This is a genomic window from Variovorax sp. 01T432, assembly GCF_056398605.1.
The window spans coordinates 1-25,967 of record NZ_JBFTPS010000058.1 but is presented as its reverse complement, the minus strand read 5'-3'; the positions used below and the strand labels follow the sequence as shown (position 1 = coordinate 25,967).

The following is a 25,967-nucleotide window of genomic DNA, read 5'->3' as shown; positions in this document are numbered from 1 at the left end:
ATGGCTGCTGCAATGGATGCGGACGCGACGGATGTCGGCCGGGGCCTGGAGGCTCTCTTCAAGCCACGCTCGATCGCGATCTTCGGTGCCTCCGACGACGTGACCAAGATCGGCGGACGGCCGGTGCAGTTCCTGCAGAAGTATGGCTTTCGCGGCGCCATCTATCCGATCAATCGCAAGGCCGGCACCGTGCAGTCGCTGCCCGCCTTCGCCAGCCTGGCTGACCTGCCCGAGGTGCCGGACCTGGCCGTGGTGGCCGTGCCCCCTGAAGGCGTGCCGGAGGTGGTGCGCGATTGCGCCGCCCGCGGCGTGCGTGCCGCGGTGGTGCTGTCTGCGGGCTTCTCGGAGATGGGCGAGGAAGGCAGCCGGCTGCAGTCCGAGATCGGCCAGGTGGCGCGGACTTCGGCGATGCGCATCGTCGGTCCGAATTGCCTGGGCTCGATCGGCGTCGCCGAGAAAAGCATCGCGACCTTCTCGGTCGCGCTGGAGTCGGCGTTCCCGACGCCCGGCCATGTCGGCATCGTGTCGCAGAGCGGCAATCTCGGCAGCTACACCATGCGCCTGGCGGTCGAGCGCGGCATCGGCATCAGCCGGCTGTTGACCACCGGCAACGAATGCGACGTCGACATCGCCGACGGCATCGCCTCGCTGGCGCGCGACCCGGCGACCTCGGTCATCCTCTGCTGCATGGAGACCTGCCGCAACGCTGTCAAGCTGGTTCGGGCCATGGCGCTGGCGCGCGAGGCCGGCAAGCCGCTGGTGGTGCTGAAAGTCGGCGTCTCGGCCGCCGGCAGCGAGGCGGCTGCCTCGCACACCGGCGCGCTGGCCGGCTCGGATGCGGTGTTCGATGTCGTGCTGCGCAACGGCGGCGCGATCCGGGTGCCCGGCATCGAGCAATTGATCGAGGTCGGACATGCCATTTCGGTGGTCGGCGCGGCGCGCCTGCCACACGGCCAGCGGGTCGCGCTAATGACCGCCTCGGGCGGCTTCGGCGTGCTGATGGCCGATGCCGCCAGCGCCCAGGGGCTGGAGCTGCCGCATCTGTTGCAGCGCGCGCGCGAGCGCATCCTCGCGGTGCTGCCATTCGCATCGCCGACCAATCCGGTGGATATGACGGCGCAGGTGTCGAGCCGGCCCGAGCTGCTGGCCGAGGCGCTCGCGGCTGTGGCCGAGGACGCATCCTGCGACGCGATCATCCTGCAGTCGGCCTACGCCTTCCACCTGCCGCGGCTGCGCGACGTCTACCTCGCGTCGCTGTCTCGGGTGCGTCGGGAGCATCCGTCGCGCCTCGTCATGCTGTGCTGCAAGGCGCCGCGCGAGGTGGCGGCGCAGCTGCACGAGATGGGCATCCCCACGGTCGACAGCATCGACGGCGCCTGCGCGACGCTGGCGGCGTTGATGCGCCTTGGCATGCGCGACGCACCGCCCGAGCCGGCGGCCGGCGAGCCAGCGTCCGCGTACGACACACTGCCGCTTTCGGCCTTCGCCAACGAAGCCAGCGCCAAGGCGACGCTCGCAGCTGCGGGCCTGCCAGTGCTGCGCGAGCTGACCACGACCAGTCTCGATGCGGCCTTGGCGGCGGCGCGCGACATCGGCTTCCCGGTGGTGCTGAAGATCGTCTCGCCCGACATCGCGCACAAGACCGAGGTCGGCGGGGTGGTGGTCGGCGTGGCCTCCGAGGCGCAGCTGCGGGACGACTACGCCGCCATGCTGGAGCGCGTGGCCGAACGGGCGCCACGGGCGCGCATCGACGGTGTGCTGGTGGCGCAGATGGCGCAGGGGGGAACCGAGCTGATCTTGGGCACGAAGAAGGACCCGGTCTTCGGCCCGGTGGTGATGGTCGGCCTCGGCGGCATCTTCGCCGAGGTGCTGCGCGATGTCGTGCTGCAGATCGCACCGGTGAGCGAGCAGCAGGCGCTCGGCCTGCTGCGCTCCCTCAAGGCCTTCCCATTGCTGGACGGCGCCCGCGGCCGGCCGCGCGCCGACGTGCAGGCGGCAGCCAAGGCGGTCGCGGCGCTTTCGCGCTTTGCGGCGCGGCATGCGGATGCAGTGGCCGAGATCGACATCAACCCGCTGGTGGTGCTGGACGCGGGCCGCGGCGCCTTCGCGCTCGATGCGCTCCTGGTGGCGCAGACAAGCAAGAAGGACACGAAATGAATCCCTCCCTCGACGGCCGTGTGGCCTTTATCAGCGGCGCCGGCCACGGCATCGGCCGCGCCACCGCGCTGGCCATGGCCCGGCTCGGCGCCACCGTGGGCATCAACGACCTGAAGCCCGAATTCGTCAACGAGACGGTGGCGGAGATCCGCCGGCTCGGCGGCCAGGCGCTGCCACTGCCGCAGGACGTCTCGACCCGCGAGGGCATGCGCGAGGCGGTGCAGCGCCTGGCGCGCGAGGCCGGCCGGCTCGACGTCATGGTCAACAACGCGGCCTGGGTGCGCTACCAGCCGCTGGCCGAGGTCACGCCCGAGGTGCTCGATCGCATGGTCGAGATCGGCTTCAAGTCGGTGATCTGGGGCATGCAGGCCGCCGCCGAGGCGATGGACCCGCAACGCGGCGGCTCGATCGTCAACGTGGCCTCGATCGCCGCCATCAAATCGCCGCCGCGCTCGGTGGTCTACAGCGGCCTGAAGGCCGGCGTACTGGGCCTCACGCGCGCGGCGGCGGCCGACCTCGGCGCGCGCCACATCCGGGTCAACGCGGTGGCGCCTGGCGCCGTGCCCACCGAGGGCACCGCCAAGCATCGCTCGGCCGAGCTCGATGCCCGCCGCATTGCGCGCACGCCGCTGGGCCGCCTCGGAACCGTGGAAGACATCGCCGATGCGATCTGCTTCCTGGCCGGCGACGGTTCTCGCTTCATCAACGCCGACGTGCTGAGCCTGGACGGCGGCATGTCGCAAACCTCGCTGTGAGCGCCATGAACGTCACCTCGCCGCCGCGCCGGCTGCAGAACGTCTTCGTGGTGGCCGAGCGGCCTGCCGAGCTGCACACCTTCTATGAATCAGCGCTGGGCCTGCAGCTGAAGTTTCGCGACAAGGAGCGATGGTTCCAGTATGGCGTCGGGAACACCAATGTCGCACTGGCCTGCCGGGACGAGGCGGCGCCGGCGACTTCTGGCCTGGTCATAGTCTTCGAGGTCGACGACCTCGACGCAGCCCGCGAACGCATCGCAGCTGCGGGCGGCGAGGTACTCGGCCTGCGCGACATGGGGGCTCACGGTGCGGTGCTCTCGCTGCGCGATCCCGAGGGCAACGTGGTGCAGTTGTTCAAGCGCGCGGCGCCGACCTTGCCCGGTTCGCCTACGTCGTCATGACCGCACAAGCCGCACTTCAGGAATTGCTCGACCGCGAGGCGATCCGAGACTGTCTCTCTCGCTATTGCCGCGGCATCGACCGCATCGATGAGCAAGCGCTGCGCTCCGCCTACTGGCCCGACGCCACCGATTGCCACGGCGCCTGGAACGGCAGCGCCACCGGTTTCATCGACCAGGCGCTCGCGCGCATGCGCCCGGGCGGCCGGCGGGTGCACCAGGTGACGAATGTCTTGATCGATTTGCACGCCGATGCCGCGGGCGTGGAGAGCGCCTTTTTCGCCTTGCAGGCGGCTGCCGCCGCGCCGGGGCGGGAGACCTTCCTGGCCGGCCGCTACGTCGACCGCTTTGAGCGCCGCGGCGGCGAATGGCGCATTGCGGCGCGCACCGTCGTCTACGACTGGATCGAGGAACGCAATCGCCCGGAACTGGCACAGGACGACGAAGCGCTCTTTGGCGTGCGCCGTCCGACCGGCTGCGCGGCACCGCACGACGCGGTCTACGCCATGCTGCGCTCGCTGTCCGACGCAGCGCCCGCCCGCGCGGAGCAGCGATGATTCGCGACCCGCAGAAATTCTCGACGCTGCTGGCCGAGGTGCGCCGCTTCGTGCGCACCGAATGCCTGCCGATTGAAGAGGAGGTCGACCGCGACGACCACATTCCCGAGCCGCTCGTGACGCGCATGCGTGCGCTCGGACTCTTCGGCCACAGCATTCCAGAGGCCTTCGGCGGCGCCGGCCTGAGCACCGAGGAGCTGGCGCTGGTGAATATCGAGGTGTCGCAGGTGGCAACCGCCTTTCGCGCCCGCTTCGGCGGCAACACCGGCATCGCCTCCGAGTCGATCGTGGTCGACGGCACCCCGGCGCAGCAGGAAGCCTGGTTGCCGCGCTTGGCCAGCGGCGAGGTCACCGGCTGCTTCGCGCTCACCGAGCCAGAGGCCGGCTCCGACGCCACCGCGCAGAAGACGCAGGCCGTGCGCGACTGCGAACAATTCGTGATCAGCGGGCGCAAGTGCTTCATCACCAACGCGCCGATCGCCGACCTATTCACCGTCTTCGCACGCACCGACCCGCAAGGCAAGGGCGCGGCCGGCATTTCCGCCTTTCTGGTGCCGCGCGGCTCGCCGGGTCTCACGACTTCTGACGGTTATCGCAAGATGGGCCAGCACGGCTCACCGGTCGGCGAGGTGAGCCTGGAACAGGTCCGGGTGCCGGCCTCGGCGATCGTCGGTGGCGTGGAGGGCCAGGGCTTCCGCACCGCGATGAAGACGCTCAACAAGCAGCGCATCAACCTGGCAGCGCTGTGCGTCGGGCCGGCGCTGCGGTTGGTCGAGGAGATGGCCCGGCATGCCCAGGCGCGGCGCCAGTTCGGCCAGCCGATCGGCGAGTTTCAACTGGTCCAGCAGATGATCGCCGAGAGCAACACCGAGGTTCATGCGGCACGTGCGCTGGTGCTGGAGACGGCGCGCAAGCGCGACGACGGCATCGACGTGACGATGGAGGCCTCGATGTGCAAGCTCTTTGCCTCCGAGGCCTGTGGCCGCATCGCCGACCGCGCGGTGCAGGTCTTCGGTGGCAGCGGCTACCTGGCCGGCAATGTGGCCGACCGCTTCTACCGCGACGTGCGTCTGTTCCGCCTCTACGAGGGCACGAGTCAAATCCACCTCATCAACATCGCCAAGCGGACGCTGACTCAGGTGGGGAGGGAGGCGCAGGAAAGGCCAAGCACGCGATAGCACCCAGCAGGCGCAGAACGCAGCGGGGCTCTGGTGCAAATTTTCTGCGTGGCCGAACGACTTCGTGAGCGCGTTGCGCCGGTCAAGCCGAAAGCACCGCGTTCCAGATCGCGGGCGCGGCTTGGCCCGCAAGGCGCAGTCAAACCTGCGGCCGTGACTTACACACCCGAGGCTTCCGACAACGCGGGCGACAACAAGAGCGGCAACGAAGCGGAGAACCTTTTTGTCAGGATTGCCACGGCGCTATTGCCTGACGACCTGCTACCCATTGCGCGACGCTGAAAGAAAACCAGTGCTCAGCCGTCGAGTTCGGCGTGACGATGGAGTGACGGCAGTCAGTGCGGTCTGGCCAAGCTCGGACTGACCCCGCAGAAGCGCCTGCAACGCGATCCCCAAGCCATCGAGCGCTGACAGCGCGAAACCCACACCGGCACCGCTGCCGCAGCGCGAGGCGACTTGAAGCGCGCTTGACTATCGCCGCGATGGCTTGGTCACTCATTTCGGGAAACTCCAAATCTATGATTTTCATGAACCACGTGACGGGGAGGGAAGGGCGATGGATGTCGGGTTGCAAGTTCTCATCGGCCACTGCCCTTGGTCGACTTCTTTGAGCGCGCAACCTGTAGCTTGTCGTCGTTCTCCCGACGGGCTTCGAGCTGCCGCAGGGCGGCCGCCGTTGCAGCCTGGCTCTCGCGTAGCTGGGCGATCTCGCGCTCGGACTGCTCCTGCTGGCGCTGCAGCTGGGCGGCAAGGTCGGTTGCGCGCTGTTCCGCGCCGGCGGCGCGCTCGCGCAGGGTTGCGAGTTCGACCTGAGCCTCTTGGTGCTGGCGGGACCATGCGGCCGCTGTGTCGCGATGCGCTGTCGTCTCGTCCCGCAGCGCCTGCTGGGCAGTGCCCTGAGCGGTGCGGGCTGCCTCCGCATCGGCCGCGCGCGCGTTCTGCTCCTTGGTCAGCTCTGCCGCGGCCTGGCGCGTGGCGACGCGCTCGCGATCGATCTCGGAGAGGAGGCGGCGCTCCTGGCCGAGGTGGCGTTCCTCAGCTTCGTCCGCGGCGCGCTGCTTGGCGCCGAGTTCCATGGCCGCCTTCTCGCGCAGGGCTTCCTTGCTGGCCACGGCTTCGTCCATGGCCTTGCGCATGCGCCGCACCTCCGCTTCGGAGTCGCTGAGCAGGCGCGCCGATTCCTGCTGCTGCGCGTGCATCCGGGCCTCCATGGCTGCAACCGCCTGGCGAGACGAGGCGAGGGCCTCATCGAGCGCGACGCGTGCCTGCTCCAAAGAGGTCTCGCGCTGTTGCAGCTCGGCATCCTTCTGGGCGAGAGAGACGCGCTGCAGTTCGAGCTCGCGCCGCGTCGCCTCGGAGGCCTGGACCTGCGCCTGCGCGGCCTCGCGCCGGGCGAAGTCCCAGAACTGCTGGGCTGCCCGGACGATGGCCAAGGGGAGCTGCTGGGCCTCGCCATCGGCCAGGCTGGCGCCGCCGCGGCCCTCCAGGCGCTTGCCGAGCGTGGCGACGTCCCGTCCCTCGCGACGATGCCTATGCGTGTCCCCGTGACCGCGATGGGTGGGCACGCCGTCGTTCGATATGAGTTCGGTGAAGATGGCAAGCATCTCTGGCGTCTCGTGCTCGATGCCATCTGCATGCACCGGATTGGCCCGCCTGCCAGGGAAGCAGCACTATTCTCGAATGTCGCCCGGCCACAGCTGCTTGCTGTGCAACACGCGCAGAATTCGGATCGCATCCCCCATGATGCGATAGGCGACGACGTAGGGCGTTTTACTGATGACCAGTTCTCGCGTGTCGTCGACGCGACCGGGACGCCCAAACTCCGGGTGATCGATCAGGACTTCGATCTGCTGCGCGATGCGTTCGTCTACCAAGATTGCCGCGCGTGGGCTGTCCTCCTCAATGTCGTAGTAGTCGAAAATCCGATCTCGGTCGTCGAGCGCCACAGGCGACCATTCGATTCTCACGCGTCACCCTTGGCACTCCTGCGCAGCGCGGCAGCGCGACGCTTTGCGAAACGGGCTTCCACTTCATCGTGCGGGACTGGAGCACGCGGGTCATTCAAAGCTTCCTGCACCTTGGCACGAAACCAAGCGTCATGCGCATGAGTGTCGGCAACCAGGCCGACAGGAAGCGCACCTTCATTCGCAACGCGCGTCAGCACGATCCGAACGACATCCGAAACCGTCAGGCCCAATCCGTCGAGGACTTCGACGGCGCGGTCTCGAACACTTGCGGCGATGCGGGTTTGCACCAGGGCATTGGCGGTGGTCATCAACGGCTCCATACAGGGGCGAGGAGAGTATTGTAATTCAAATGAATGGCTTTGTGCGGCAAGGCCGCCGCCACGCGGCGACCTGACCGCGTCACGGTGACGTCGAGACCCGGAACATGTAGTTGTCGGCGCCCGGGCTCATGGGCTTGGTGATGTCCCGCAGAAGCTTACGGGGGCGATGCTGGCCAGTGGGGAGGCGAGCTCTTTGGCCGGGTGCTGCAGCGGCGGCTTGCGCTACTCGCGGCGTCTGCGCGAAATGCCAGGCGGGATGTTGATCAGAGAATATCGGTCAGAAAACGTGAGCGCCCGGGCCGCGACAACGGCATGACGACGGCGTGAAAATACCCGGCTCCTGCGCCAATGCCAGTTCAACTCGAAGACCGATGTCCAAGACTCCCCGCCGCAAAGGCCAGTCCCCTGTCCCCAGCGCCGACCAGTTTGCAGCTGTGCGCCGCGTCGCAGACGCGGGCGACTTGCCGAAGGCGCGCCAGCGCCTGGCCGCACTGCGCAAGTCTTTTCCCGGCTTCAAACCGTTGCTGGGCCTGGCCTGGGAGGTCGAGGACCGTTGTGGGGAGCCCATGCTCGCCGCGGCACGTGCGTACGAATGGCAAGGTGCGGCGCCCAACAGCCGCTCGGCGGTGGCGGCGCTGTGCGAAAGCGCCCGTGCGGCGGGACTGGCGGCGGTCTACGCGCGCGCCGTCCAGCGCCTGCGCGCTCTGGACGGTCAGAGCGCACTGCCGCGCGTCGGTTTCATCGACGCGCCCTTGGGAGCGCTGAGCTTGGAGCAGGCGGAGGCGATCGACTTGTCGCGCATGCACCTGGCCGACAGCGACCCGTTGGCGGCGGCTGCCGTCCTGAAGGATGTGGACCACCCCTCGGCTCGCAACAACCTGTCGCTCGCCCTGTTCACTAGCGGCGAAGTGGCGCAAGCGCGCGCGATCGTCGAGGCCAACTGGCAGGCTGAACCCGCCAACGTGTTCGCGCTCGAGCGAGCTCTGCGCTGGCGTTGCTGGGCCGAGGGTCTCGATCGCTGCCTGGGTTTCGTCGCAACTTTGCGGCACGCCACGCCGTGGCGCGCCGAAGACGCGATTGCGCGAATTGCCGCGCTGCGCTTCCTGGACGATGCCGAAGGCGCGCGTCTGGCCTGGGAGGACACTGCGAATGCGCCTTACTGGGACGATGCCACCGACGTTCAGCGCACGATGTTCGACGCCCTGGGTGAATCCGCAGCCGAGCTGCCCGGCGACGATGCCCTGTGGTTTCCGCCGTCCTGGGTGCGTACGATGGCAGCGCTCGCTTGCGAAGGGCGCGGCGGCCTGGACGCCCACCAGCCCTGGGACGCCCGACTCGACGCCTGCGACGCGCACGCCGACTACCTCTCCCGAGCGGCCGAACTAGGCGATGCGGTGGCGCGCCTGCTCGCGGTGGCGGTGCTAAAGCGGCGCGCGCGGCTCGCCGACAGTGCAGCGCTCGCGAGCTTGGAGATGCTGCTGAAGCGCCCGTGCGGTCCCGACTCGGTGCGCATGGACATTCTGAACTGGCTGGTCGAACAGGGGCTGCGAAACCGCGACGAGCCGGCCGAGGTCTGGCTCACGGGGAGCCTGCGCACGATCCGCGCGTACGGCCTGAACATCACCAGCGAGCCACGCCCGAGCCCCTTCCCCCCACTGGGCAAGGCGTTGAACGAGCGCGTACACAGGGCGATCGGGCGCGGCGAGTTGCACGAAGCGCTGGCGCTGGCGCGGCGGTTGCAGCAGATGCACCCGGATCAGCCTTCGGCGCTGACCAACCTGGCTGCGATCAAGGAAGGGCTGGACCACCCGGCTGCGGAGATTGCCGAGCTGTATCGCAAGGCGCACGCGCTCGCACCGGACTATCTGTTCGCGCGCTGCGGGCTTGCGCGGTGCTTGGCCGGCGAAGGAAGAATCGAGGAGGCGAGTGAGCTGCTTGACGGCCTGCTCGAGCGCGAAGAATGGCATCGCAGCGAATATCGCAGTTATCTGCTGGCGCAGCGTGCGCTGGCCCTGGCAAGCGGCGAGCATGAGGCAGTGCGAGCCCTGGAGGCGTCGATACTCGATTTGGAACACAGCTTCGCCAACTGAGGGTCGGGTGCCGTCCGCGCAGCGGCCCGGCCGGCATGTTACGGCCTGGTCACGATGCGCGCGGCTGTCCGGTGCCCGTGTCGGTGCATGAGGGCAATGTCAGCGACAGCCAGACCTTGCTGCCCGAGCTCAAGCGGCTGCGCGAGGACTTCGGCATCCAGCAGCTGGTGATGGTGGGTGACCGCGGCATGATCTTCAACATGGCGATCGATGAGATGCGTGAGACCCAGGGTGTGGGCTGGTCCAGCGCGCTGAGTCTGCTCGGATTTTTGCGCCGCAAAGTAGCTACTTTGCGGCGCAAAAATCCGGCCGCCGTTGACGGCAAGGACGCAGGTGCTGATGACGCGATTTCTGCGTAGGTGATCAAGTTGCACGGGGCTTCGGCGCGCCGCCCCTTCGATGGCGGGCAATGTAGCTGCCTTGGCACTCCTCTGAACCGCCATAGCGACAAGCGGATAGGAGATCGCTGCTAGCGAGATAGGCGCCAACGCATGCTCGAGGACATGCGCATTCGCAAGTTGGAGCCTCGAACGTAGGAGGCCTAAGTGCGCGGCGTGCGCAGGCTCCCGGCGTTCCGTCAGCTGCGGCGGCTTGTCGTGACTGCGGAACGACATCGGACTTTCGCGGCCAACGCACACTCGCCCTGCGACTTGTCTCTTGCAGGCCCCACGCGCCATCCGAGCTTCGGGCGGCGCGCCACCGACGATTCGCGAATTACGGTCCCGCGCCGGTGGACCTGCGCGTGTGCGTTCAGTGCGAGGGGGCTGGCGCCGGCGGTGATCGAGCCGAGAACAGCCGTTCTGGGCCCAGTGCCGACCGTGGGTGGGCATCGGTGAATGACTGCGATGAAGACGGAAGCTGTCGCTGCTCCCGGCGTACCTTCAGTACTACGTCGCCTTGATCTGGAAACGCTTGATTATCTCGCCATATTGCTTGGACTCGGCGTGCATGCGCTCCGCGAACTGCTTGTTGGGCAACCCGACCAGGTCGGTGCCCAGCGCCGTGAACTTCGTTCGCGTCTCGGGTCGCTTGAGCACCGCCGAAGCCGCGTTCTCAAGCTGCTGTACAACCTCGGGTGGCGTGCGCGACGGCACGAGCAGGCCATACCATGCGACGAAATCGCCGTCGGACATGATGCCGATCCCTTCGCCGACGGTCGGCACATTGGGCAGAAGCGGCGAGCGCTTCGGCTGCGTCACGGCCAGTGCCACCAGCTGGCCGGAGGTCAGATGCGGCAGCAGCGGCGGCGCGCCGACCAGCGCGAAGGCAATCTCGCCCCCGAGCGCCGCGGCAGTGGCCGGCGCGGCGCCCTTGTACGGCACATGGACGATATCCAGCCCGGTTAGTGAGCGCATCAGCTCGACCGCGATGTGCTGCGGCGTCCCGTTGCCCGGCGTGCCGATGGTGATCCCGCCGGGTAGCTTGCGTGCTGCATCGAAGGCCGCCTTCAGCGTCTTCGCACCGAGCGATGCATTCGCCGCGAGCACATTGGGCGATTGCGCTACCAGCACCACGGGCGTGAAGTCGGTAAGTGGGGCATAGGACGCCTTGGCCTGAAGCCAGGGCGTGATGGTCAGTTCGGGATTGCCCGCGAACAGGATCGTGTAGCCGTCGGCCGGTGCCTTGGCCACGATGTCCGCGCCGATCATTCCGCCCGCGCCGGCGCGGTTGTCGACGATGAATCCCTGATGCAGCTCGTCGCCCAAGCCGCGCGCCATCAATCGTGCGACCGCGTCCGCGCCGCCGCCCGCGGCATAGGGCAGCACCACTCGCACGGGCGCGCTTGGGTAGGCCTGGCCGAAGGCGGGGGTCAGCATTCCGAGTGCCGAGGCGCCCAGTGCGCTGAGGATGGTTCTGCGTTGCATCGTTGTCTCCTTGGTGTTCTCAGTCGAATATGCGCCCTGGATTGAGCGTGCCAGCCGGATCCAGCGCCTGCTTGAGGCGGCGCATGAGGGCCAGTTCCTCCGGCGTGCGCGACACGCCGAGGTATTCCTTCTTCAAGCGGCCCACGCCATGTTCAGCACTTACCGTACCGCCGCGGCCGCGCAGTGCGCCATAGACGATTTCTTCGACGGCGTGATGGGCCGCGGCGTCGACCGGGCCGCTGATCAGGTGCAGGTTGTTGTCGCCGAGATGTCCGAGGAACAGGTGCTCGGCATCGGGCAGGCGCGAGCGCAGCGCCGCGCCGACCTCGGCCATATAGCTCGCGGTCTGGGCCCACGGCATGCCAACGTCGAAGGTGGCTGCGGGCTTCAGATGCGTCAGCACTTCGGGGATCGATTCGCGCAATCGCCAGAAAGCCTCGCGCTGCGCGATGCTGGCGGCGAAGGCGCAGTCGGTGATCTCGCCGGCCTCGAGCGCATCGGCCAGCGCGGCCTGCAAGGCGTCTTCCATCGATTGGCCCTCGCAGCCCGCGACCTCGATCAGCACATGCCATGCTGCGGGCGAGGCAAGCGGCGGAGTCCGGTCGCACAGCCGCGAGGCCATCTGCACGAAGCTGTCAGACATGAACTCAAAAGCGCACAGCGCAGGGCCGAGCCGGCGCTTGAGCGCGCGCAGCAACTGCGGCAAAGCGTCGAAGCGATCGGTCGCGACCCACGCGGCCGCGAGCTCACCCAGTGGCGGATGCAGCCTCAGGGTCAGCCGCGTGATGATGCCGAGCGTGCCTTCGGTGCCGACGAATAGGAAGCGCGGGTCCAGTCCGGTGCTGTTCTTCACCAGCCGGGTGAGGGACGAGACCACCGTGCCGTCGGCCAGCACGGCTTCGACGCCGAGCACCGAGTCGCGCATGGTCCCGTAGCGGATCACGCGGATGCCGCCGGCATTGGTCGAGGCATTGCCGCCGATCTGGCAAGTGCCGCGCGCGCCGAGATCGACCGCGAACATCCAGCCGCGTTCGGCGGCCGCCTCCTGTACCTGCTGCAAGGTCGCGCCGGCCTGCACCTGCATCACGCCTTCGACGACGTCGATGTCCTCGATGCGATTCATGCGCTCGAGGTTGGTCACCACATCGCCGTCCGATGGCACGGCGCCACCGGACACGCCAGTGAGTCCACCCTGCACGGTGATGCGGCGCCCCTGGTCGCGGCAGCGACGCACGATCGCCGCGACTTCGTCGGTCGTGGCGGTTCGGTGCACTTCGGCAGGCGTTCCGACCACCAGGCCGCTCCAGTCCTTGAGGAAGCGCTCGTCGATAGCGGGCGCCGTGGATACTTCAGTCGTGCTCACGTGCAGCTCCGTGGCTCAGACGGTTGTCGAAGCCGTCACAGGCGTCGAGGTCGACGATCCGAGCCTATGGGCCACTTCCGGGCCGCCGTAGTGCTCAATCAGCGCGGCCTGATCGGCCTTGGCCTGTCGGTCAACAGCAACTGGATCGCAGACCGCGAGCAGCTCGCGATGCATTTGCGCAAGCACCTCGGCGTGCTCGGTGCTGCTCGCGAGATCGACCAGTTCCTCGGGGTCGTCCTGAAGGTCGAACAACTCGGGCGCGAAGCCGACATAGAAGTGGTACTTCCAGCGCCCCTTGCGCAGCATGAAGCCACCGGCGTTGCTGCCGGCCGCATGGTATTCGCTCAAGATCGAACGTTCGGGCTGCGGCGGGGACGTTGCGAGCTCGAACAGTGAGCGGCCCGGTCGCGCGTCCATCTCGGGTGTCGGGTCGATACCCGCGCCCTGCAGGATGGTCGGAAACAGATCCAGCAGATCGACCGGCGTCTCGCAGACGGAGGGCGACACCCCGGGGCCGGCCAGCAGCATCGGCACCTTGACGCTTTCCTCATACAGCGTCGACTTGCCCCAGACACCGCGCGCGCCGAGGTTGTCGCCGTGATCTGAGGTGTAGACCACATGGGTCGTGTCGCCGAGCCCGGTCGACTGCAGCGCCTCGAGGATCTGGCCGACGTTGTGGTCGAGCCAACTGCACAGGCCGTAGTAGGCCGCGAAGGCGCGCAAGCGCTCTTCGGCATCGGTGAACCGTTCTTCCGAGCCCATGAAATCGCAATACTCCTGCACCCACGGATGGCGCAAGTAGCCGCTGGCGGGATGCAGTTTGGGCTCGGGCAGGCGATCGAGCGGATAGAGGTTATAGAACTCTTCGGGTACCACGAGGGGGAAGTGCGGCGCGACCAGTCCGACATAGAGCACGAAGCCCTCTTCTCGGCGTTCGGCCGCTTCGCGTAGCCATTGCACCGTGCGACGGGTCACGTCGCGGTCGTACTGGGTGTACGACGATTCGCCGGGGCCTATTCTTTCGCCGAGCATGCGCGGGCCGTCGAGGCGTGGCCGATAGGGGTTGCGGATCGATGCCCAGACCATCCCATGGCCGCCCACCACATGCATCGGCAGATGCTCGGCATCGAAGCCGGCCGGATCCTCTTCGCTGCGGTAGTGCAGCTTGCCGATGCTCTCCACGCGCACCCCATGCTCCTGCAGCACATGGCCCCATCCGCGCTGCTCGCCGGTGTAGGGCATCGCATTGTCCCAGAGTCGAAGCTGGTTCACCCGCATGCCGGTCGCGAAGGCGGCCCGCGCGGGCACGCAGATAGGGCTCGGCGTGTAGGCATTCGAGAAACGCACGCCACGGCGTGCCAGCGCGTCGAGATGGGGTGTCTTCACGAAAGGATGCCCCGAGCATCCCATGATCCGTGGATCGTGCTCATCGGACATGATGACCACGACGTTCTTCTGTGCCATTGCTTTGTCTCCTTCAGGCAGCCGCATCGAGCGCTGCGCTGGAGGCACTGTGATCGAAGGCCGAGGGCAAATCCAATACTGTCTCGACCTACACGGCCATCAATTTTTCTTATGGGTCGCGCCGACCAAGCGGCCATGCAGCACGCCCTCGGCGAGAAGTTCGCGCACGATCCGCACGATGCTGTCGCGGACGACCTCGGCGGCGGGCGTCAGCGGCCGATCGCGCGGCCAGACCATCGCCTGGACGCGGCTGAGTTCGGGCTCAACCAGCGCACGCCCGGCCACCGATTTCGCAGCCACCGCCTCGAGGCAGGCGCTCGGCGGCATGATCGAGTAGGCCAGGCCCTCCTTGACGATCGCGACGAGAAGCGACGGGCTGTTGAGCTCATAGCGGATGTCCAGCTTGCGACCGATCGCGCTCGCGGCGCGTTCGACGATCTTGCGCAGGTCGTGGGCGCCGTCGGGCGCTGCCAATGGGAGCGCCGCGACCTTGGCGAACGCGAGTTGCTTCGGCCGCCGCCGCATCGCCTCATAGGCGCCGAACACCATGAAGCGTTCCTCGAACACCGGCATCGACTCCATGCCCAGCAGTTCGGAAGGACTCGGCATCAGGGCCAGATGAGTCTGGCCCGACTCGATCTGCATCCTCACCTCGGAGGAGAGGCCTTCGGCGATGCGCAGCTGAATTTCGGGATAGTGCTGCGCCATGCTGCGCAGCAGCGGCGCGACCAGCACGCTGGCCACGGAGCCCGCGATCGACAGTTTCACCAAGCCCGAGGGCAAGGCTTCCCGCCCTTCGATCTGGTCCTTGAGCGCATCGGTCTGCGCCAGTATTTCCTGGGCCCGCGCGAAAAGGCGCTGGCCCGCGGGCGACAGCTCGACGCCCCTCGCGTGGCGCTTGAAGAGCTGCGCGCCCAAGTCCTCCTCGAGCGCCGCGATGTTCTGGCTCAGCGCCGGCTGGGCAATCAGCAGATGTTCCGCGGCCCGAGAAAAGCTGCGGCTCTGGGCGATCTCGACGAAGTACCTGAGCTGGCGCAAGGTGATGTTCATTTTTATGCTGTTGGCTCTCTTGGGATCGTGCACCTCGAGCGTGCCTCGTAGCATATCTTCGTCCATCCAATGTCAGCTTCGCGTCCGTGAGCAGTCAAAGTCGGCGGAACCGTCTGCGGCTGCTCATGGCCGAGATGGTATGGACACCGCCCACTTTTTGGCGACGGATGGGCACCGAAGGGCTGGCGTGTCATTATCAGAGTGGGCATTCCACCCCTCACTTCCGACTGGAGGCCCGACATGAATGCTACGACTCATGGACTGGATGTTGCAAAGAGCGTGTTTCAGCTGTACTGGGTTGACGCGCAAACTGGCGAAATCGTGAATCGCCGATTTGCTCGGGTAGACCTCATCAAGTTCTTGTCGTGTCGACTGCCAGGACGCGTGGCGTTGGAGGCCTGCGGAAGTGGGCATTGGTGGGCGCGCAAGATCAGAGCGATGGGTCACGAGGTTGTCTTGCTGCATGCGAAGTTCATCCGGCCCTTTGTGCAAACAAACAAGACCGACGCCGCGGATGCGCGTGCGATCTGGACTGCCGTGCATCAGCCCGGGATGCGCACAGTCGCGGTGAAGTCGGAGGAACAGCAAGCGATGCTGAGTCTTCATCGGATGCGCACGCTCTTGCTCAAATTCCGCACGATGCAAGTGAACCAGTTGCGAGGGTTGCTTTACGAGTTCGGCGCTACATTCAGGGCAGGTCGCGTCGCCTGTCTCGCCGAGATCAGAGCACGCATGGCCGAGCTCGAGAGCCAACTACCAGGCACGATGCTGTCCTGTTTGCAAGAGCAGGTTGCGCGTATCGATGGATTGCAGCAAGACATCGATCGACTGGAGGCACGAATAGCCGCTTGGCAGAAGCAAGACGCGGCCTGCCGCGCCATCGCCGATGTACCCGGCATAGGGAAGCTGACTGCGACCGCGCTGGTTGCGACGATGGGTGACGCCGCGATGTTCAAGTCTGGACGTGAGTTCGCCGCATTCCTCGGCCTGGTGCCCCGTCAAAGCGGTACTGGAGGCAAGGTTCGACTGGGCTCAATCTCGAAGCGAGGCGATCCGTATTTGCGAACGCTGTTGATTCACGGAGCGCGGTCGGTCATGTATCACACAAAGGTGCCGACGCCTTGGCAAAGGGAAATACAGGCTCGGCGACCAGCCAACGTCGTTGCGGTCGCACTCGCAAGCAGGATGGCTCGCACGGCTTGGGCGATTCTGGCGCGAGGCCAAGCCTATCAAAGGAACTTCGTGAGCGTGAAGCCAGCGTAGAAGGAAAGTGGATCCAGGGAGCACTGGTTGGTTGCTGAGGTCGATTCAATGTGATGGCAAGACAGGTCGGACCGCGAGAATGCAAACCTGAACACAGCCTTGCGCCACAAAGCGCGTGGCCGAGATGAGGACGTCCTTGGCGAATTCCATCAGGGCCCGCAGGGTTCGGCTTGCATGACAAGGCCGGATATAAGACTGCAGCCGATACCTGTTGAGACGGTCACATGAAAATCAGCTTGGCAAACCGGGCGGTGTCCATATAAGGTTGTGTGAAAGCGCTTCGTCGATCGTCTCACTCAAAATAAAATATGGAAGCCCCCCACCCGGTGACGGCGCGACCAACGACCTGCCTGGCCTTGTAGCCCGAGTAGTCGTCTCAGATCACGGCCTTCGTGGCCTTAGTTCGGATGCCAAGTCGACACGACCGGTGGCGTCTTATCGGTCGCCCCGCCGGCCAGCGCGTACGAGAGGTGGTTTGCGGCTTGCATCACGGTCTTGGCGTGCCCGACCAACTTGCTTTTCGACAGCCGGTCTGCCGGGCCGGAGATGCACACCGATCCCAGCAGAGTCCAGTGCAGACCGAACACCGGGGCCGACACGGTTGCGACACCTTTTTCCCGCTCGCCGATCGAGAGGTGATAGCCACGCCGGCGGATGTCTTCGTAGAGCTTGCCTGGCTCTCCCGAGAACGCAAGGATGACCCGGCCGGGCGAGCCTCTGTCCAACGGAAGCATTTCGCCCATGCGCGCGTGATGCCGGATCGGCTGCGGTCCTTCAACCCGGACGAGACAGGTCCGAGAATTACCCTCTCGAACATAGAAAGCGGAGCTTTCTCCGGTCTTCCGTGACAGCTCCCTCAGCATCGGCTCAACCACATTGTTGACGTCGAAGCTCGACTGGTAGCGCGCACCGAGCCAACCGGCAGCGGGCCCTAGCCGCCACTCGCCATCGTCACGCTGAACCATGTAGCCGGACTGGGCCAGCGTGCGCGCAATGCGCAATGCCGTGGTCTTGTGCATACCGCTGCGGCGGCTCAGTTCTGCGAGCGACAGCCGCGTCTCGGCCATACCGAAGGCCTCGAGCAACTGGAGCGCTCGCGTGACCGCGACGACATGGCCTGCGCCGGCATCCGCTTCATTCGGGGAGACTTCGACGACCTTCTTCATTTGTTTCACACAGTGGTCGACGGTTCATTGAATGCAACCCCATTGTAGCCAGTGGAACGCCACTCTAAAGTCGCGCCAAGCCCCGAACGCAGCCCTGCGCCGAGGACTTTCAATACGACGGAGACATAAGCTTGCAGTTCCTGAACAACCGCATTTCCCGCCGCGCCGGCTTCGCGCTGGCGCTCGCCCTGGTGTCCGGCGCCGTGCTTGCGCAGGCCTATCCGTCGCGTCCGATTCGGTTGATCGTGCCGTTCCCTCCCGGCGGCGGCACCGACATCATTGCGCGCGAACTGGTCAACAAGATCGTCACCGAACAGGGCTGGACTGTCGTGGTCGACAACCGGCCCGGGTCCGGGGGCAACCTCGGCGTGGATGCCGCGGCCAAGGCCGCACCCGATGGCTACACGCTGGTGCTTGGCCAAACCAGCAACCTCGCGATCAACCCCACGCTCTATCCCAAGCTGCCCTACAGCCCGATGAGAGATCTCGCCGCCATCGGCCTGGTGGCGTCCTCTCCGCTGGCCATCGTGGTGGCCGCCGACTCGCCCTACAAGACCTTGGCTGATGTCGTGGCCGCAGCCAAGGCCAAGCCGGGCGTGCTCAACTTCGCAACGTCGGGCAACGGCACGGTGGCGCACCTGGCCACTGAAATGCTGCAGCGCGCTGCCGATGTCAAGCTCACGCATGTGCCGTACAAGGGGGCGTCGCAGGGCGTGACCGATGTCATCGGCGGGCAGGTGCAGCTCTACGTGTCGTCGGTGCCGACGCTCATCAGTTTCGTCAAGGGCGGCAAGATGCGCGCGCTGGCCGTCACCTCGGCCAAGCGTGCCGACGATCTGCCCAGCGTTCCCACTGTGGCCGAGTCCGGCTACAAGGGCTTCGAGGCGGTGACGTGGTTCGGCCTGGCGGGCCCGGCCGCGATGCCGAGGGACGTCGTCGTGAAGTGGAACGCGGCGCTGAACAAGGCGCTGGCCGCGCCGGACTTGCGCAAGAAGCTTGCAGGCCAAGGCGCGGATGTGGAAACGGGCACGCCGGAGAAGTTCAGCGCCTTGATCCGCGACGACATCGGTCGATGGGGCAAGGTTGTCAGGGAGTCGGGCGCCACGATCGACTGACGCCGCTCAACGCCCGAACACAACGCGCGATGAACACCATGGACGACGAAATGCTCGCCGGCCCGTTCTCCGCTGGGCGGGGGCGCACTGTGGCGGCGGTACCGGAAGGTGCCTGCGATTGCCACATGCATGTCTACGACGCGCGCTACCCTGCGGTGGCGGGCGCGCTCCTCACGCCACCCGATGCCTCTGTGGACGACTACCGCCTGGTGCAGCGTCGCATGGGAACTCGGCGCGTGGTGGTGGTCACGCCCTCGACCTACGGTGCTGACAATCGGCCGATGCTCGACGCGCTGGCCGCTTTCGGTTCCGATGCGCGCGGCGTGGCGGTGATTGACGCAGGCGTCGGCCACTCCGCGCTGGAACGGCTCCATGCGGCCGGTGTGCGCGGCATCCGGTTCAACCTGTCGCTCGGTATCGCCAGCACTGTCGCCGAGCTCGAGATGCTGGCGCAACGCATTTCAGCGCTGGGCTGGCATCTGCAACTGCTCGCACCGCCCGACCTGCTCGTCAGCCTGGCGGGCGTGATCGGTCGCTTGCCAGTGCCGGTGGTGTTCGATCATTTCGGACGCATCGCGCCCTCGATGGTCGGACATCACCCCGCGCATGCGCTGGTGCTTCGCCTGCTCGGCGCGGGCCGCGCCTGGGTGAAATTTTCCGGCGCTTACATCGTCACCGAGCAAGGCCCGCCTCGCTATGCCGACGTAGCACCACTCGCCCGCAGCTACCTGCAGGCCGCGCCCGGGCGCGTGCTGTGGGGCAGCGACTGGCCCCATGCCTCCGCCTCGGCCGGGCACCAGCCGATGCCGGACGACGCTCGGCAGATGGCGCTACTCGCCGAGTGGACGGGCGATGCCAGCACGCTCCGGCGCGTGCTTGCCGACAACCCCGCCGCGCTCTATGGCTTTTCCGATGCATCTTCTCACGAGGCGACACTATGAATCCGATCCGTCGGCGCAGCTTGGGCGCCTTTGCGTTTTCTCTGCTGGCGCTCGCCGCCATGCCCGCGGGCGCCCAGGGCGACTGGCCGGGTGGCAAGCCCATCTACTGGGTCGTGCCCTATCCACCCGGCGGCACGACCGACATCCTTGGTCGCGCCATCGCTGCGCGGCTGGGCAGCGCGCTGGGCACGACAGTCATCGTCGAGAACAAGGCGGGCGCCACCGGCACGATCGGCTCGGCCTACGTCGCCAAGGCGGCGCCCGACGGCTATACCCTGCTCGGGACCTCGATCGGCCCGCAGGCGATCGTGCCGAACCTGCTGCAGCACATGCAGTACGACCCCGTCAAGGCCTTCGAGCCCGTGACGCTGATCGGCAACATCCCCCACGTACTGGTCATCAGAGCGGGGCTGCCGTTCCGGACGGTGGCCGACCTGTTGGCCGAGGCGAAGGCCAGGCCCGACACCCTGTCATTCGCTTCGGGCGGCAACGGCACGATCCTGCAGATGCAGGGCGAACTGCTGCGCATGCAGTCGCGCACCCGCATGACGCACGTGCCTTACAAGGGCGACACGCCTGCCATCCAGGACGTGATGGGTGGGCATGCCAGCTTCATGTTCGCGCCGGCTGCCGCCGCGCTGGCGCAGGTCGAGGGCGGCAAGCTCAGGGCATTGGCCGTCACCTCGGCAAAGCGTCTCAAGTCGCTGCCCCAGGTGCCGACCATGGCCGAGGCGGGCATCCCCAACTTCGTGGTCGAGCAGTGGCAGGCAGTCTATGCGCCGGCCGGCACGCCGAGCCCAATCGTCCAGCGGCTCAACACCGAGATCGTGCGCATCCTGAAAGAGCCCGAATTGATCGCGATGGCCGACAAGCTCGGCGTCTCGCTCGTCGGCAGTACGCCGCAGGAGCTCGCCGACACCCAGAAAGCCGACCTTGCCAAGTGGGGCAAGGTCATCAAGGACGCCGGCATACACGCCGACTGATCCCACCTTCTCCGCAACGAAAGAAGCCCCATGTCCCTTTCCATTCCCGACATCATCCGTGACTTCGAACGCGCCCCGGCCGACATCGTCAGGCAGGCCGCCGAGTTCCAGCCCGCGATCCTTGCCGACGTGGCCGGCCGACGCGGCGCCATGCACGGCCGCATCAAGGCCTTGCGGCCGCGCATGAAGCTGGCCGGCCCGGCGTTCACGATCGAGGTGCGCCCCGGCGACAACCTCATGATCCACGCCGCCATCGCGATGGCTCGACCCGGTGACGTGCTGGTGATCGACGGCAAGGCCGACCAAAGCGCGGCTCTGATGGGCACCATCATGATGACCGCCTGCCAGCAACTGGGCATTGCCGGAGTGGTGATCGACGGTGCCGTGCGCGACAGTCTGGAGATCGACGAGATGGACTACCCGGTGTTCTCGGTCGGCACCAACCCGAACGGCCCGACCAAGAACATCGGCGGCCGTATCGGCCATCCGGTCACAGTCGGCGGCGTGACGGTGCTGCCCGGCGACTTCGTGATCGGCGACGGCGACGGTGTGGTCGTCGTCGAGCGCGAGAAGATCGAAGCCCTGCTGCCGCTTGCCGCGAAGAAGGTCAAGGACGAGGCGGCACGCATTGCCGCCATAAAGACCGGGGACACCGCCGCCAAGTGGCTTCAATCCGCACTGTGCGCCGCCGGCGTGCTGAAGGAAGGGGAGGCCCTGTGAGCACCATCCTCGTGACGGGCGCCGACCTGGCGCCAGAAGCGCTCGCGCTTCTGAAGGAATATGAGATCGTCTTTGCCGGCAGGACGCCGGTCGAGGCCGATCTCGTGGCGCTGTGCAGCGCGCACAACCCCGTGGCGATCATCGTGCGCTACGGCAGGGTCGGCGCCGCGATGATGGATGCCGCCCCCGCGCTCAAGGTGATCTCAAAACACGGCAGCGGCACCGACACCATCGACAAGGCCGCGGCCGAGGCTCGCGGCATCCATGTGGTTGCCGCCGTCGGTGCCAACGCCGCCGCGGTGGCCGAGCAGGCGCTCGCCTTGCTGCTGGCCTGCGCCAAGTCGGTGGTGCCGCTCGACGCGCGCATGCACGCCGGCCATTGGGACAAAGCCACTCACAAGAGCCTGGAACTGGGCGGCCGCACGCTCGGCGTGATCGGCCTCGGCGCGATCGGCCTGCGCTTCGCGAAGATGGCGGATGCGATCGGCATGCGCGTGATCGGCTTCGATCCGTTCGCAGGCAAGATGCCGCCGCATGTGCGGAGCGTGGATCTGGAGACCATCTGGCGCGAGTCCGACGCCATCTCGCTGCACTGTCCGTTGAGCGAAGAAAATCGCGGCTTCGTCAACGCGAAGACGCTCGCGCGGTGCAAGCGCGGCGTGATCGTGGTGAACACCGCGCGCGGCGGCCTGATCGACGAGACGGCACTGCTCGAGGCCGTGCGGTCGGGCCAGGTCGCCGGTGCTGGTCTCGACAGCTTTGCGATCGAGCCGATGACGCCGGGCCATCCGTTCCAGGGCGAGAAGAACATCGTGCTGAGCCCGCACATCGGCGGGGTGACCGGCGACGCCTACGTCAACATGGGCGTCGGCGCGGCGAGGAACCTGTTGGACTCGCTGGCGCGCCAGCCGGCCGCGGCCGGCGCCTGAGTCAGGGAGGTCGCATGGCACAACGTTGGAAACTCGCGCCCGCAGGCAGCCACTGGGGCGAGTTCGGCCCGGACGACCAGCGCGGGCGCATGAACCTGGTGGATGCCGCGAAGGTCCTCGAGGGAGTCGCAGAGGTACGCGAGGGCCGTACCTTCTGCCTGTCGCTGCCGCTCGACGTGCCCGGCGGCCGTGCGCTGAACGCGCGCCGCATGCCGCCGCGCACCTTCTCAACGCTTCGCGACGGCGCGAGCGATGGGCAGCAGGGCTTCTGCTGGTCGTACCAATCGGAGGATCCGGAGCTCAGCGACGTCGTCTGCGACGACGTGGTGCTCATGAGCCTGCAGTACTCGACGCAGTGGGACAGTCTTGCGCACATGGGAAGTCGCTTCGATGCCGATGGCGACGGCGTGGCCGAGGCGGTTTTCTACAACGGTTTTCGCGCCGGTGAGCAACTGCAGCCGGCCCTCGAGGACGTGCATGCCGTCGAGCCTTGGGCGCGCTACCCCGGCCCGCGTGCCGGCGCGCTCGGGATCGAGCAACTGGCCGCGCACGGCGTGCAGGGGCGCGGCGTGCTGATCGATCTTGCGCATCACCTCGGCCGCAGGCGCCAGGCCGTCGGCTACGAAGCGCTGATGCGCGTGCTGGAGGCCGACGGCGTGCAGGTCGAGGCCGGCGACATGGTCTGCGTGCACACCGGCTTCGCCGACACCTTGCTGGCGATGAACCGACAGCCCGACGTGAAGCGCCTGCATGAAACCGGCAGTGGCCTCGACGGCCATGACACCAGGCTGCTGAACTGGATCGTCGATGTGCGGCTGGCCTGCCTGATCGCGGACAACCCGGCCGTCGAGCTGGTGCAGCCCAAGCGCCTGGGAGAGGGGGCCGCGCCGATGCGCCAGCCGCGCCTCGCATTGCACGAGCATTGCCTGTTCAAGAACGGCATTCACCTGGGCGAGCTGTGGTACCTGAGCGAGCTCGCGCACTGGCTGCGTGACAACGGGCGCAGCCGATTCCTGTTGACCGCGCCGCCCCTGCGCCTGCCGGGGGCCGCGGGCTCGCCAGTGACACCCATCGCCACGGTCTGAGCATCTGTCCGGTTCGCGATCCGGATTCCATTCCTGCAAGGAGACAAAGAAATGAGCTTCGAGGGCAATCGCCGCGCGCTACTCGCTGCGTCCGCTGGATTCATGGGCTGCATGGCGCTCGGCGCCGGCACGGCGTGGGCACAGAGCGCATGGCCGAACCGGTCGGTCCGCATCGTCGTTCCTTATCCGGCCGGCGGCAATGCGGACAGCACGGCGCGGCTGTTGGCCGCGCAATTGTCGGAACGCCTGCAGCAGCAGGTGATCGTCGACAACTGGCCTGGCGGCGGCGGCACCATCGGCGCGGGCATGGTGGCCAAGGCGCCGGCCGACGGCTACACGCTATTGCTCGACGCGACCGCGTTTACCGTCAATCCGAGCCTGTTTCCCAAGCTGCCCTACGATCCGGCGAAGGATTTCGCGCCTGTCACGCAGGTCACGCGGGTGCCCATGCTGCTGGTGGTGCCGGCCGGCTCGCCGCTGCGGTCGGTGGCGGACCTGGTTCGGTCGGCGCGCGCCGCGCCCGGCAAGCTCAGCTACGCTTCGGCGGGCAATGGTGGTGCCCAGCATCTGGCCGGAGAGTTGTTCAAGCAGGGCGCGAAACTGTCGATGACGCACATCCCCTACCGCGGCGGGGCGCCCGCGCTCACCGATCTGGTCGGCGGGCAGGGCGATCTGATGTTCAGCGCCACCTCGGCTTCGGGGCCCTTCGTCAGGAGCGGCAAGCTGCGTGCGCTGGCTGTCACCTCGGTCGCGCGGGCACAGGACTGGACACAGGTGCCCACGGTGGCCGAGTCGGGGGTCCCCGGCTTCGAAGTGAATGAGTGGAATGGCTTGTTCGCGCCCGCCGGGACGCCGAGGGATGTGCTGGACCGAATCGAAGCCGAGACCCTGGCTGCGCTGAGAACCCCAGAACTGCGGCGGCGCCTGATCGATATCGGCGTCCAGCCGGTCGGTTCAAGTTCGCAGGAGTTCGCCAGATTCGTCGAGAGCGAATCGTCCAAGTGGGCCGGCGTGGTCAAGACCAGCGGCATCCGGATCGACTGAGTCCATTCGCCATCTTCACGAGACAACACCATGCCTTCATTCCCTGCTTCCCATCGCGGCCAGGCACTCGCCGCTTCGATCGCGCTGGCCACGTACTGTCTGAGCGTCGCCGCGGGTCCGGCGCAGGCGCAGGACGTGTGGCCGGCCAAGCCGGTCCGCCTGGTGGTCGGCTTCGCCGCAGGCGGCCCGACCGACGTGGTCGCACGCGCCTTCGCGGATCACGCCAGTCGTACGCTCGGGCAGCCCTTCGTTGTCGACAACAAGCCTGGTGCCAACACCATCATCGCGGCGCAAGCGGTGGCCGGCGCGCCGGCGGATGGCTACACGCTGCTCTTCGGTGCGACCAACCACACGATGATCCCGGCGCTCTACAGCAATCGCGTCAAGTTCGATGCGGTGCGCTCGTTCCAGCCGATTTGCACGGTGGCCTCGAGTCCGACGGTATTGGTCGTCGGGCAAGGCCTGCCGGTGAAGACGCTGGCGGAGTACATGAACAAGGCCCGCGCCGAGCCCGGCCGCGTGACCGCGGGCACGGCCGGCATAGGCAGCTCGGGACACTTCGCGACCGAGATGTTCGCGCGCGCCAACGGCCTGTCATTGAATCATGTGCCATACAAGGGTGCGGCGCCGGTGGTGACGGATCTGATGGGCGGCCAGCTCGACAGCTCATTCGCCACCCTCGGATCGGTGCTGCCTCAAATCAGGAGTGGGCAGCTGACAGCCCTCGCCGTGGCCTCGAAGAATCGCTCGGCGCTGTTGCCCGACCTGCCCACCTTCAAGGAGGCCGGCGGCGGCGACTACTCGGCCGATGCTTGGTACGGCGTGCTCGCGCCGGCCGGAACGCCCGATTCGATCGTGAAGGCTCTGGAGCGCGTGGCGACCGAATTCGCGAAGAGCGCGCCGGCCGCCGAGAAGCTTCACAAGCTCGGCCTCGATGTCGAATCGACCTGCGACTCGGCCTTCAGGGCTCAGATGCAGCGCGAAGTCACGACCTACACGCGCATCGCGCGCGAACTCAATCTCAAAGCAGATTGACGGCTACGTATTCAACGGAATGGAAACCTCGATGAACCCCCGCTTCAGTTTCCCGCAGCCTGGCGAGGCTTGACCAGCGCCGAAGCTCATCCCGGGCCGGACTGCACCGCATCTGCGCAAGGGCGATTCGGTACTGGAACATCTCGAGCGGCACTGACGGGAGAGTCCCAGGACATCCACAAAGGTCTGCGCGTCGAAGGGCGCGAATGAAACCGGATCGAGCAAGACGCGCAGCGCTTTGTCTTCGGGCGTGAGCCTCCACGCCAAGGCGATCGTCGTGGATCATCGGTTCAAGATCCCGAGTGCACCATCGCCGGACGGCTGGAGAAAGCCTCAAGCTCGTTGGACTTGTCAAAGATCGCATCGGCGCCAATGTCACTCCTGATCATTGACGACTTCGGCCTCAAGCCTCTTCGCCCGCCGGCCGATGAAGATCTGCATGAGCTCATGGCCGAGCGGTACGAGAGTGCTGCCACCATCGTGACCAGCAACCTTGATCTCACCGAGTGGGACCAGGCCTTC

General features: G+C 66.8%; 25 protein-coding genes and 1 pseudogene. 18 read left to right on the top strand and 8 right to left on the bottom strand.

The genetic code is table 11. The annotated features are described in order from the left end of the window. From AC1DNF_RS29820 to AC1DNF_RS29795, 6 genes are read left to right on the top strand one after another with little or no spacing between them, the layout of a single operon-like run. Positions 1 to 2,157: an acetate--CoA ligase family protein gene (locus AC1DNF_RS29820; RefSeq protein ID WP_478152271.1), complete on the top strand. Its 2,157-nt coding sequence runs from the start codon at positions 1 to 3 to the stop codon at positions 2,155 to 2,157. Continuing rightward, the gene (locus tag AC1DNF_RS29815) at positions 2,154 to 2,912 is read left to right on the top strand and encodes an SDR family NAD(P)-dependent oxidoreductase (protein ID WP_478152270.1); all 759 of its coding nucleotides are present in this window, start codon (positions 2,154 to 2,156) and stop codon (positions 2,910 to 2,912) included. Before AC1DNF_RS29820 ends, AC1DNF_RS29815 begins: the two co-directional genes overlap by 4 nt. A 5-nt stretch (positions 2,913 to 2,917) precedes the next feature. Further along, positions 2,918 to 3,313: a VOC family protein gene (locus AC1DNF_RS29810; RefSeq protein ID WP_478152269.1), complete on the top strand. Its 396-nt coding sequence runs from the start codon at positions 2,918 to 2,920 to the stop codon at positions 3,311 to 3,313. After that, entirely contained in the window at positions 3,310 to 3,867 is a 558-nt protein-coding gene (locus tag AC1DNF_RS29805) for a nuclear transport factor 2 family protein (RefSeq protein ID WP_478152268.1), read from the top strand. Before AC1DNF_RS29810 ends, AC1DNF_RS29805 begins: the two co-directional genes overlap by 4 nt. Further along, positions 3,864 to 5,045 carry an acyl-CoA dehydrogenase family protein gene (locus tag AC1DNF_RS29800; protein WP_478152267.1) on the top strand — a complete coding sequence of 394 codons (1,182 nt, stop codon included), beginning with the start codon at positions 3,864 to 3,866 and terminating at the stop codon, positions 5,043 to 5,045. The genes AC1DNF_RS29805 and AC1DNF_RS29800 overlap by 4 nt, the downstream gene beginning before the upstream one ends. Before the next feature lie 33 nt (positions 5,046 to 5,078). Next, positions 5,079 to 5,327 (top strand): hypothetical protein, encoded by a 249-nt coding sequence (locus tag AC1DNF_RS29795; RefSeq protein WP_478152266.1) that lies wholly within the window; start codon positions 5,079 to 5,081, stop codon positions 5,325 to 5,327. A gap of 296 nt (positions 5,328 to 5,623) precedes the next feature. On the opposite strand, the gene AC1DNF_RS29790 is transcribed toward AC1DNF_RS29795, so the two are convergent. From AC1DNF_RS29790 to AC1DNF_RS29780, 3 genes are all read right to left on the bottom strand, one after another. After that, the gene (locus AC1DNF_RS29790; protein WP_478152265.1) at positions 5,624 to 6,649 is read right to left on the bottom strand and encodes a hypothetical protein; all 1,026 of its coding nucleotides are present in this window, start codon (positions 6,647 to 6,649) and stop codon (positions 5,624 to 5,626) included. 66 nt (positions 6,650 to 6,715) lie between these two features. After that, a complete protein-coding gene (locus AC1DNF_RS29785; protein WP_478152264.1) occupies positions 6,716 to 7,012 on the bottom strand; it encodes a type II toxin-antitoxin system RelE/ParE family toxin in 297 nt (98 codons plus the stop codon). Next, a complete protein-coding gene (locus AC1DNF_RS29780; protein WP_478152263.1) occupies positions 7,009 to 7,320 on the bottom strand; it encodes a type II toxin-antitoxin system RelB/DinJ family antitoxin in 312 nt (103 codons plus the stop codon). Before AC1DNF_RS29780 ends, AC1DNF_RS29785 begins: the two co-directional genes overlap by 4 nt. Positions 7,321 to 7,703: 383 nt before the next feature. On the opposite strand from AC1DNF_RS29780, the gene AC1DNF_RS29775 reads away from it, so the two are divergent. Together AC1DNF_RS29775 and AC1DNF_RS29770 are read left to right on the top strand one after the other, a co-directional pair. Further along, on the top strand, positions 7,704 to 9,422 hold the full coding sequence (locus AC1DNF_RS29775; RefSeq protein ID WP_478152262.1) for a tetratricopeptide repeat protein: 1,719 nt from the start codon (positions 7,704 to 7,706) through the stop codon (positions 9,420 to 9,422). Positions 9,423 to 9,499: 77 nt separating this feature from the next. Further along, positions 9,500 to 9,781 (top strand): hypothetical protein, encoded by a 282-nt coding sequence (locus AC1DNF_RS29770; RefSeq protein WP_478152261.1) that lies wholly within the window; start codon positions 9,500 to 9,502, stop codon positions 9,779 to 9,781. 528 nt (positions 9,782 to 10,309) lie between these two features. Here the strand turns inward: AC1DNF_RS29770 and AC1DNF_RS29765 are convergent. The 4 genes from AC1DNF_RS29765 to AC1DNF_RS29750 form a co-directional block, all read right to left on the bottom strand. After that, complete coding sequence (locus AC1DNF_RS29765) at positions 10,310 to 11,287, bottom strand: Bug family tripartite tricarboxylate transporter substrate binding protein (RefSeq protein WP_478152260.1); 978 nt, start codon at positions 11,285 to 11,287, stop codon at positions 10,310 to 10,312. A 19-nt stretch (positions 11,288 to 11,306) separates the two neighbouring features. After that, positions 11,307 to 12,650: an FAD-binding oxidoreductase gene (locus tag AC1DNF_RS29760; RefSeq protein ID WP_478152259.1), complete on the bottom strand. Its 1,344-nt coding sequence runs from the start codon at positions 12,648 to 12,650 to the stop codon at positions 11,307 to 11,309. Between the two features lie 15 nt (positions 12,651 to 12,665). Next, a complete protein-coding gene (locus AC1DNF_RS29755; RefSeq protein ID WP_478152258.1) occupies positions 12,666 to 14,114 on the bottom strand; it encodes a sulfatase family protein in 1,449 nt (482 codons plus the stop codon). 99 nt (positions 14,115 to 14,213) lie between these two features. Continuing rightward, entirely contained in the window at positions 14,214 to 15,164 is a 951-nt protein-coding gene (locus tag AC1DNF_RS29750) for a LysR family transcriptional regulator (RefSeq protein WP_478152257.1), read from the bottom strand. Positions 15,165 to 15,404: 240 nt separating this feature from the next. On the opposite strand from AC1DNF_RS29750, the gene AC1DNF_RS29745 reads away from it, so the two are divergent. Beyond that, complete coding sequence (locus AC1DNF_RS29745; RefSeq protein ID WP_478152256.1) at positions 15,405 to 16,427, top strand: IS110 family RNA-guided transposase; 1,023 nt, start codon at positions 15,405 to 15,407, stop codon at positions 16,425 to 16,427. A gap of 398 nt (positions 16,428 to 16,825) precedes the next feature. Here the strand turns inward: AC1DNF_RS29745 and AC1DNF_RS29740 are convergent, their stop codons facing one another. Continuing rightward, positions 16,826 to 17,593 carry an IclR family transcriptional regulator gene (locus AC1DNF_RS29740; protein WP_478152255.1) on the bottom strand — a complete coding sequence of 256 codons (768 nt, stop codon included), beginning with the start codon at positions 17,591 to 17,593 and terminating at the stop codon, positions 16,826 to 16,828. Between the two features lie 131 nt (positions 17,594 to 17,724). On the opposite strand from AC1DNF_RS29740, the gene AC1DNF_RS29735 reads away from it, so the two are divergent. The 9 genes and pseudogenes from AC1DNF_RS29735 to AC1DNF_RS29695 form a co-directional block, all read left to right on the top strand. Continuing rightward, positions 17,725 to 18,708 (top strand): Bug family tripartite tricarboxylate transporter substrate binding protein, encoded by a 984-nt coding sequence (locus AC1DNF_RS29735; protein WP_478152254.1) that lies wholly within the window; start codon positions 17,725 to 17,727, stop codon positions 18,706 to 18,708. Between the two features lie 38 nt (positions 18,709 to 18,746). Then, positions 18,747 to 19,649, top strand: a complete 903-nt coding sequence (locus AC1DNF_RS29730; protein ID WP_478152289.1) for an amidohydrolase family protein — start codon at positions 18,747 to 18,749, stop codon at positions 19,647 to 19,649. Next, positions 19,646 to 20,632, top strand: coding sequence for a Bug family tripartite tricarboxylate transporter substrate binding protein (locus AC1DNF_RS29725; RefSeq protein ID WP_478152253.1), 987 nt, complete (start codon positions 19,646 to 19,648; stop codon positions 20,630 to 20,632). The genes AC1DNF_RS29730 and AC1DNF_RS29725 overlap by 4 nt, the downstream gene beginning before the upstream one ends. A 30-nt stretch (positions 20,633 to 20,662) precedes the next feature. Further along, positions 20,663 to 21,352 carry an RraA family protein gene (locus AC1DNF_RS29720; protein WP_478152252.1) on the top strand — a complete coding sequence of 230 codons (690 nt, stop codon included), beginning with the start codon at positions 20,663 to 20,665 and terminating at the stop codon, positions 21,350 to 21,352. Beyond that, entirely contained in the window at positions 21,349 to 22,281 is a 933-nt protein-coding gene (locus AC1DNF_RS29715) for an NAD(P)-dependent oxidoreductase (protein ID WP_478152251.1), read from the top strand. Before AC1DNF_RS29720 ends, AC1DNF_RS29715 begins: the two co-directional genes overlap by 4 nt. Positions 22,282 to 22,295: 14 nt before the next feature. Beyond that, on the top strand, positions 22,296 to 23,366 hold the full coding sequence (locus AC1DNF_RS29710; protein WP_478152250.1) for a cyclase family protein: 1,071 nt from the start codon (positions 22,296 to 22,298) through the stop codon (positions 23,364 to 23,366). A 51-nt stretch (positions 23,367 to 23,417) separates the two neighbouring features. Continuing rightward, complete coding sequence (locus AC1DNF_RS29705) at positions 23,418 to 24,410, top strand: tripartite tricarboxylate transporter substrate binding protein (protein ID WP_478152249.1); 993 nt, start codon at positions 23,418 to 23,420, stop codon at positions 24,408 to 24,410. Positions 24,411 to 24,440: 30 nt separating this feature from the next. Further along, a complete protein-coding gene (locus tag AC1DNF_RS29700) occupies positions 24,441 to 25,445 on the top strand; it encodes a Bug family tripartite tricarboxylate transporter substrate binding protein (protein ID WP_478152248.1) in 1,005 nt (334 codons plus the stop codon). Positions 25,446 to 25,817: 372 nt separating this feature from the next. Beyond that, a pseudogene (locus AC1DNF_RS29695) lies at positions 25,818 to 25,967 on the top strand (ATP-binding protein); the annotation flags it as partial.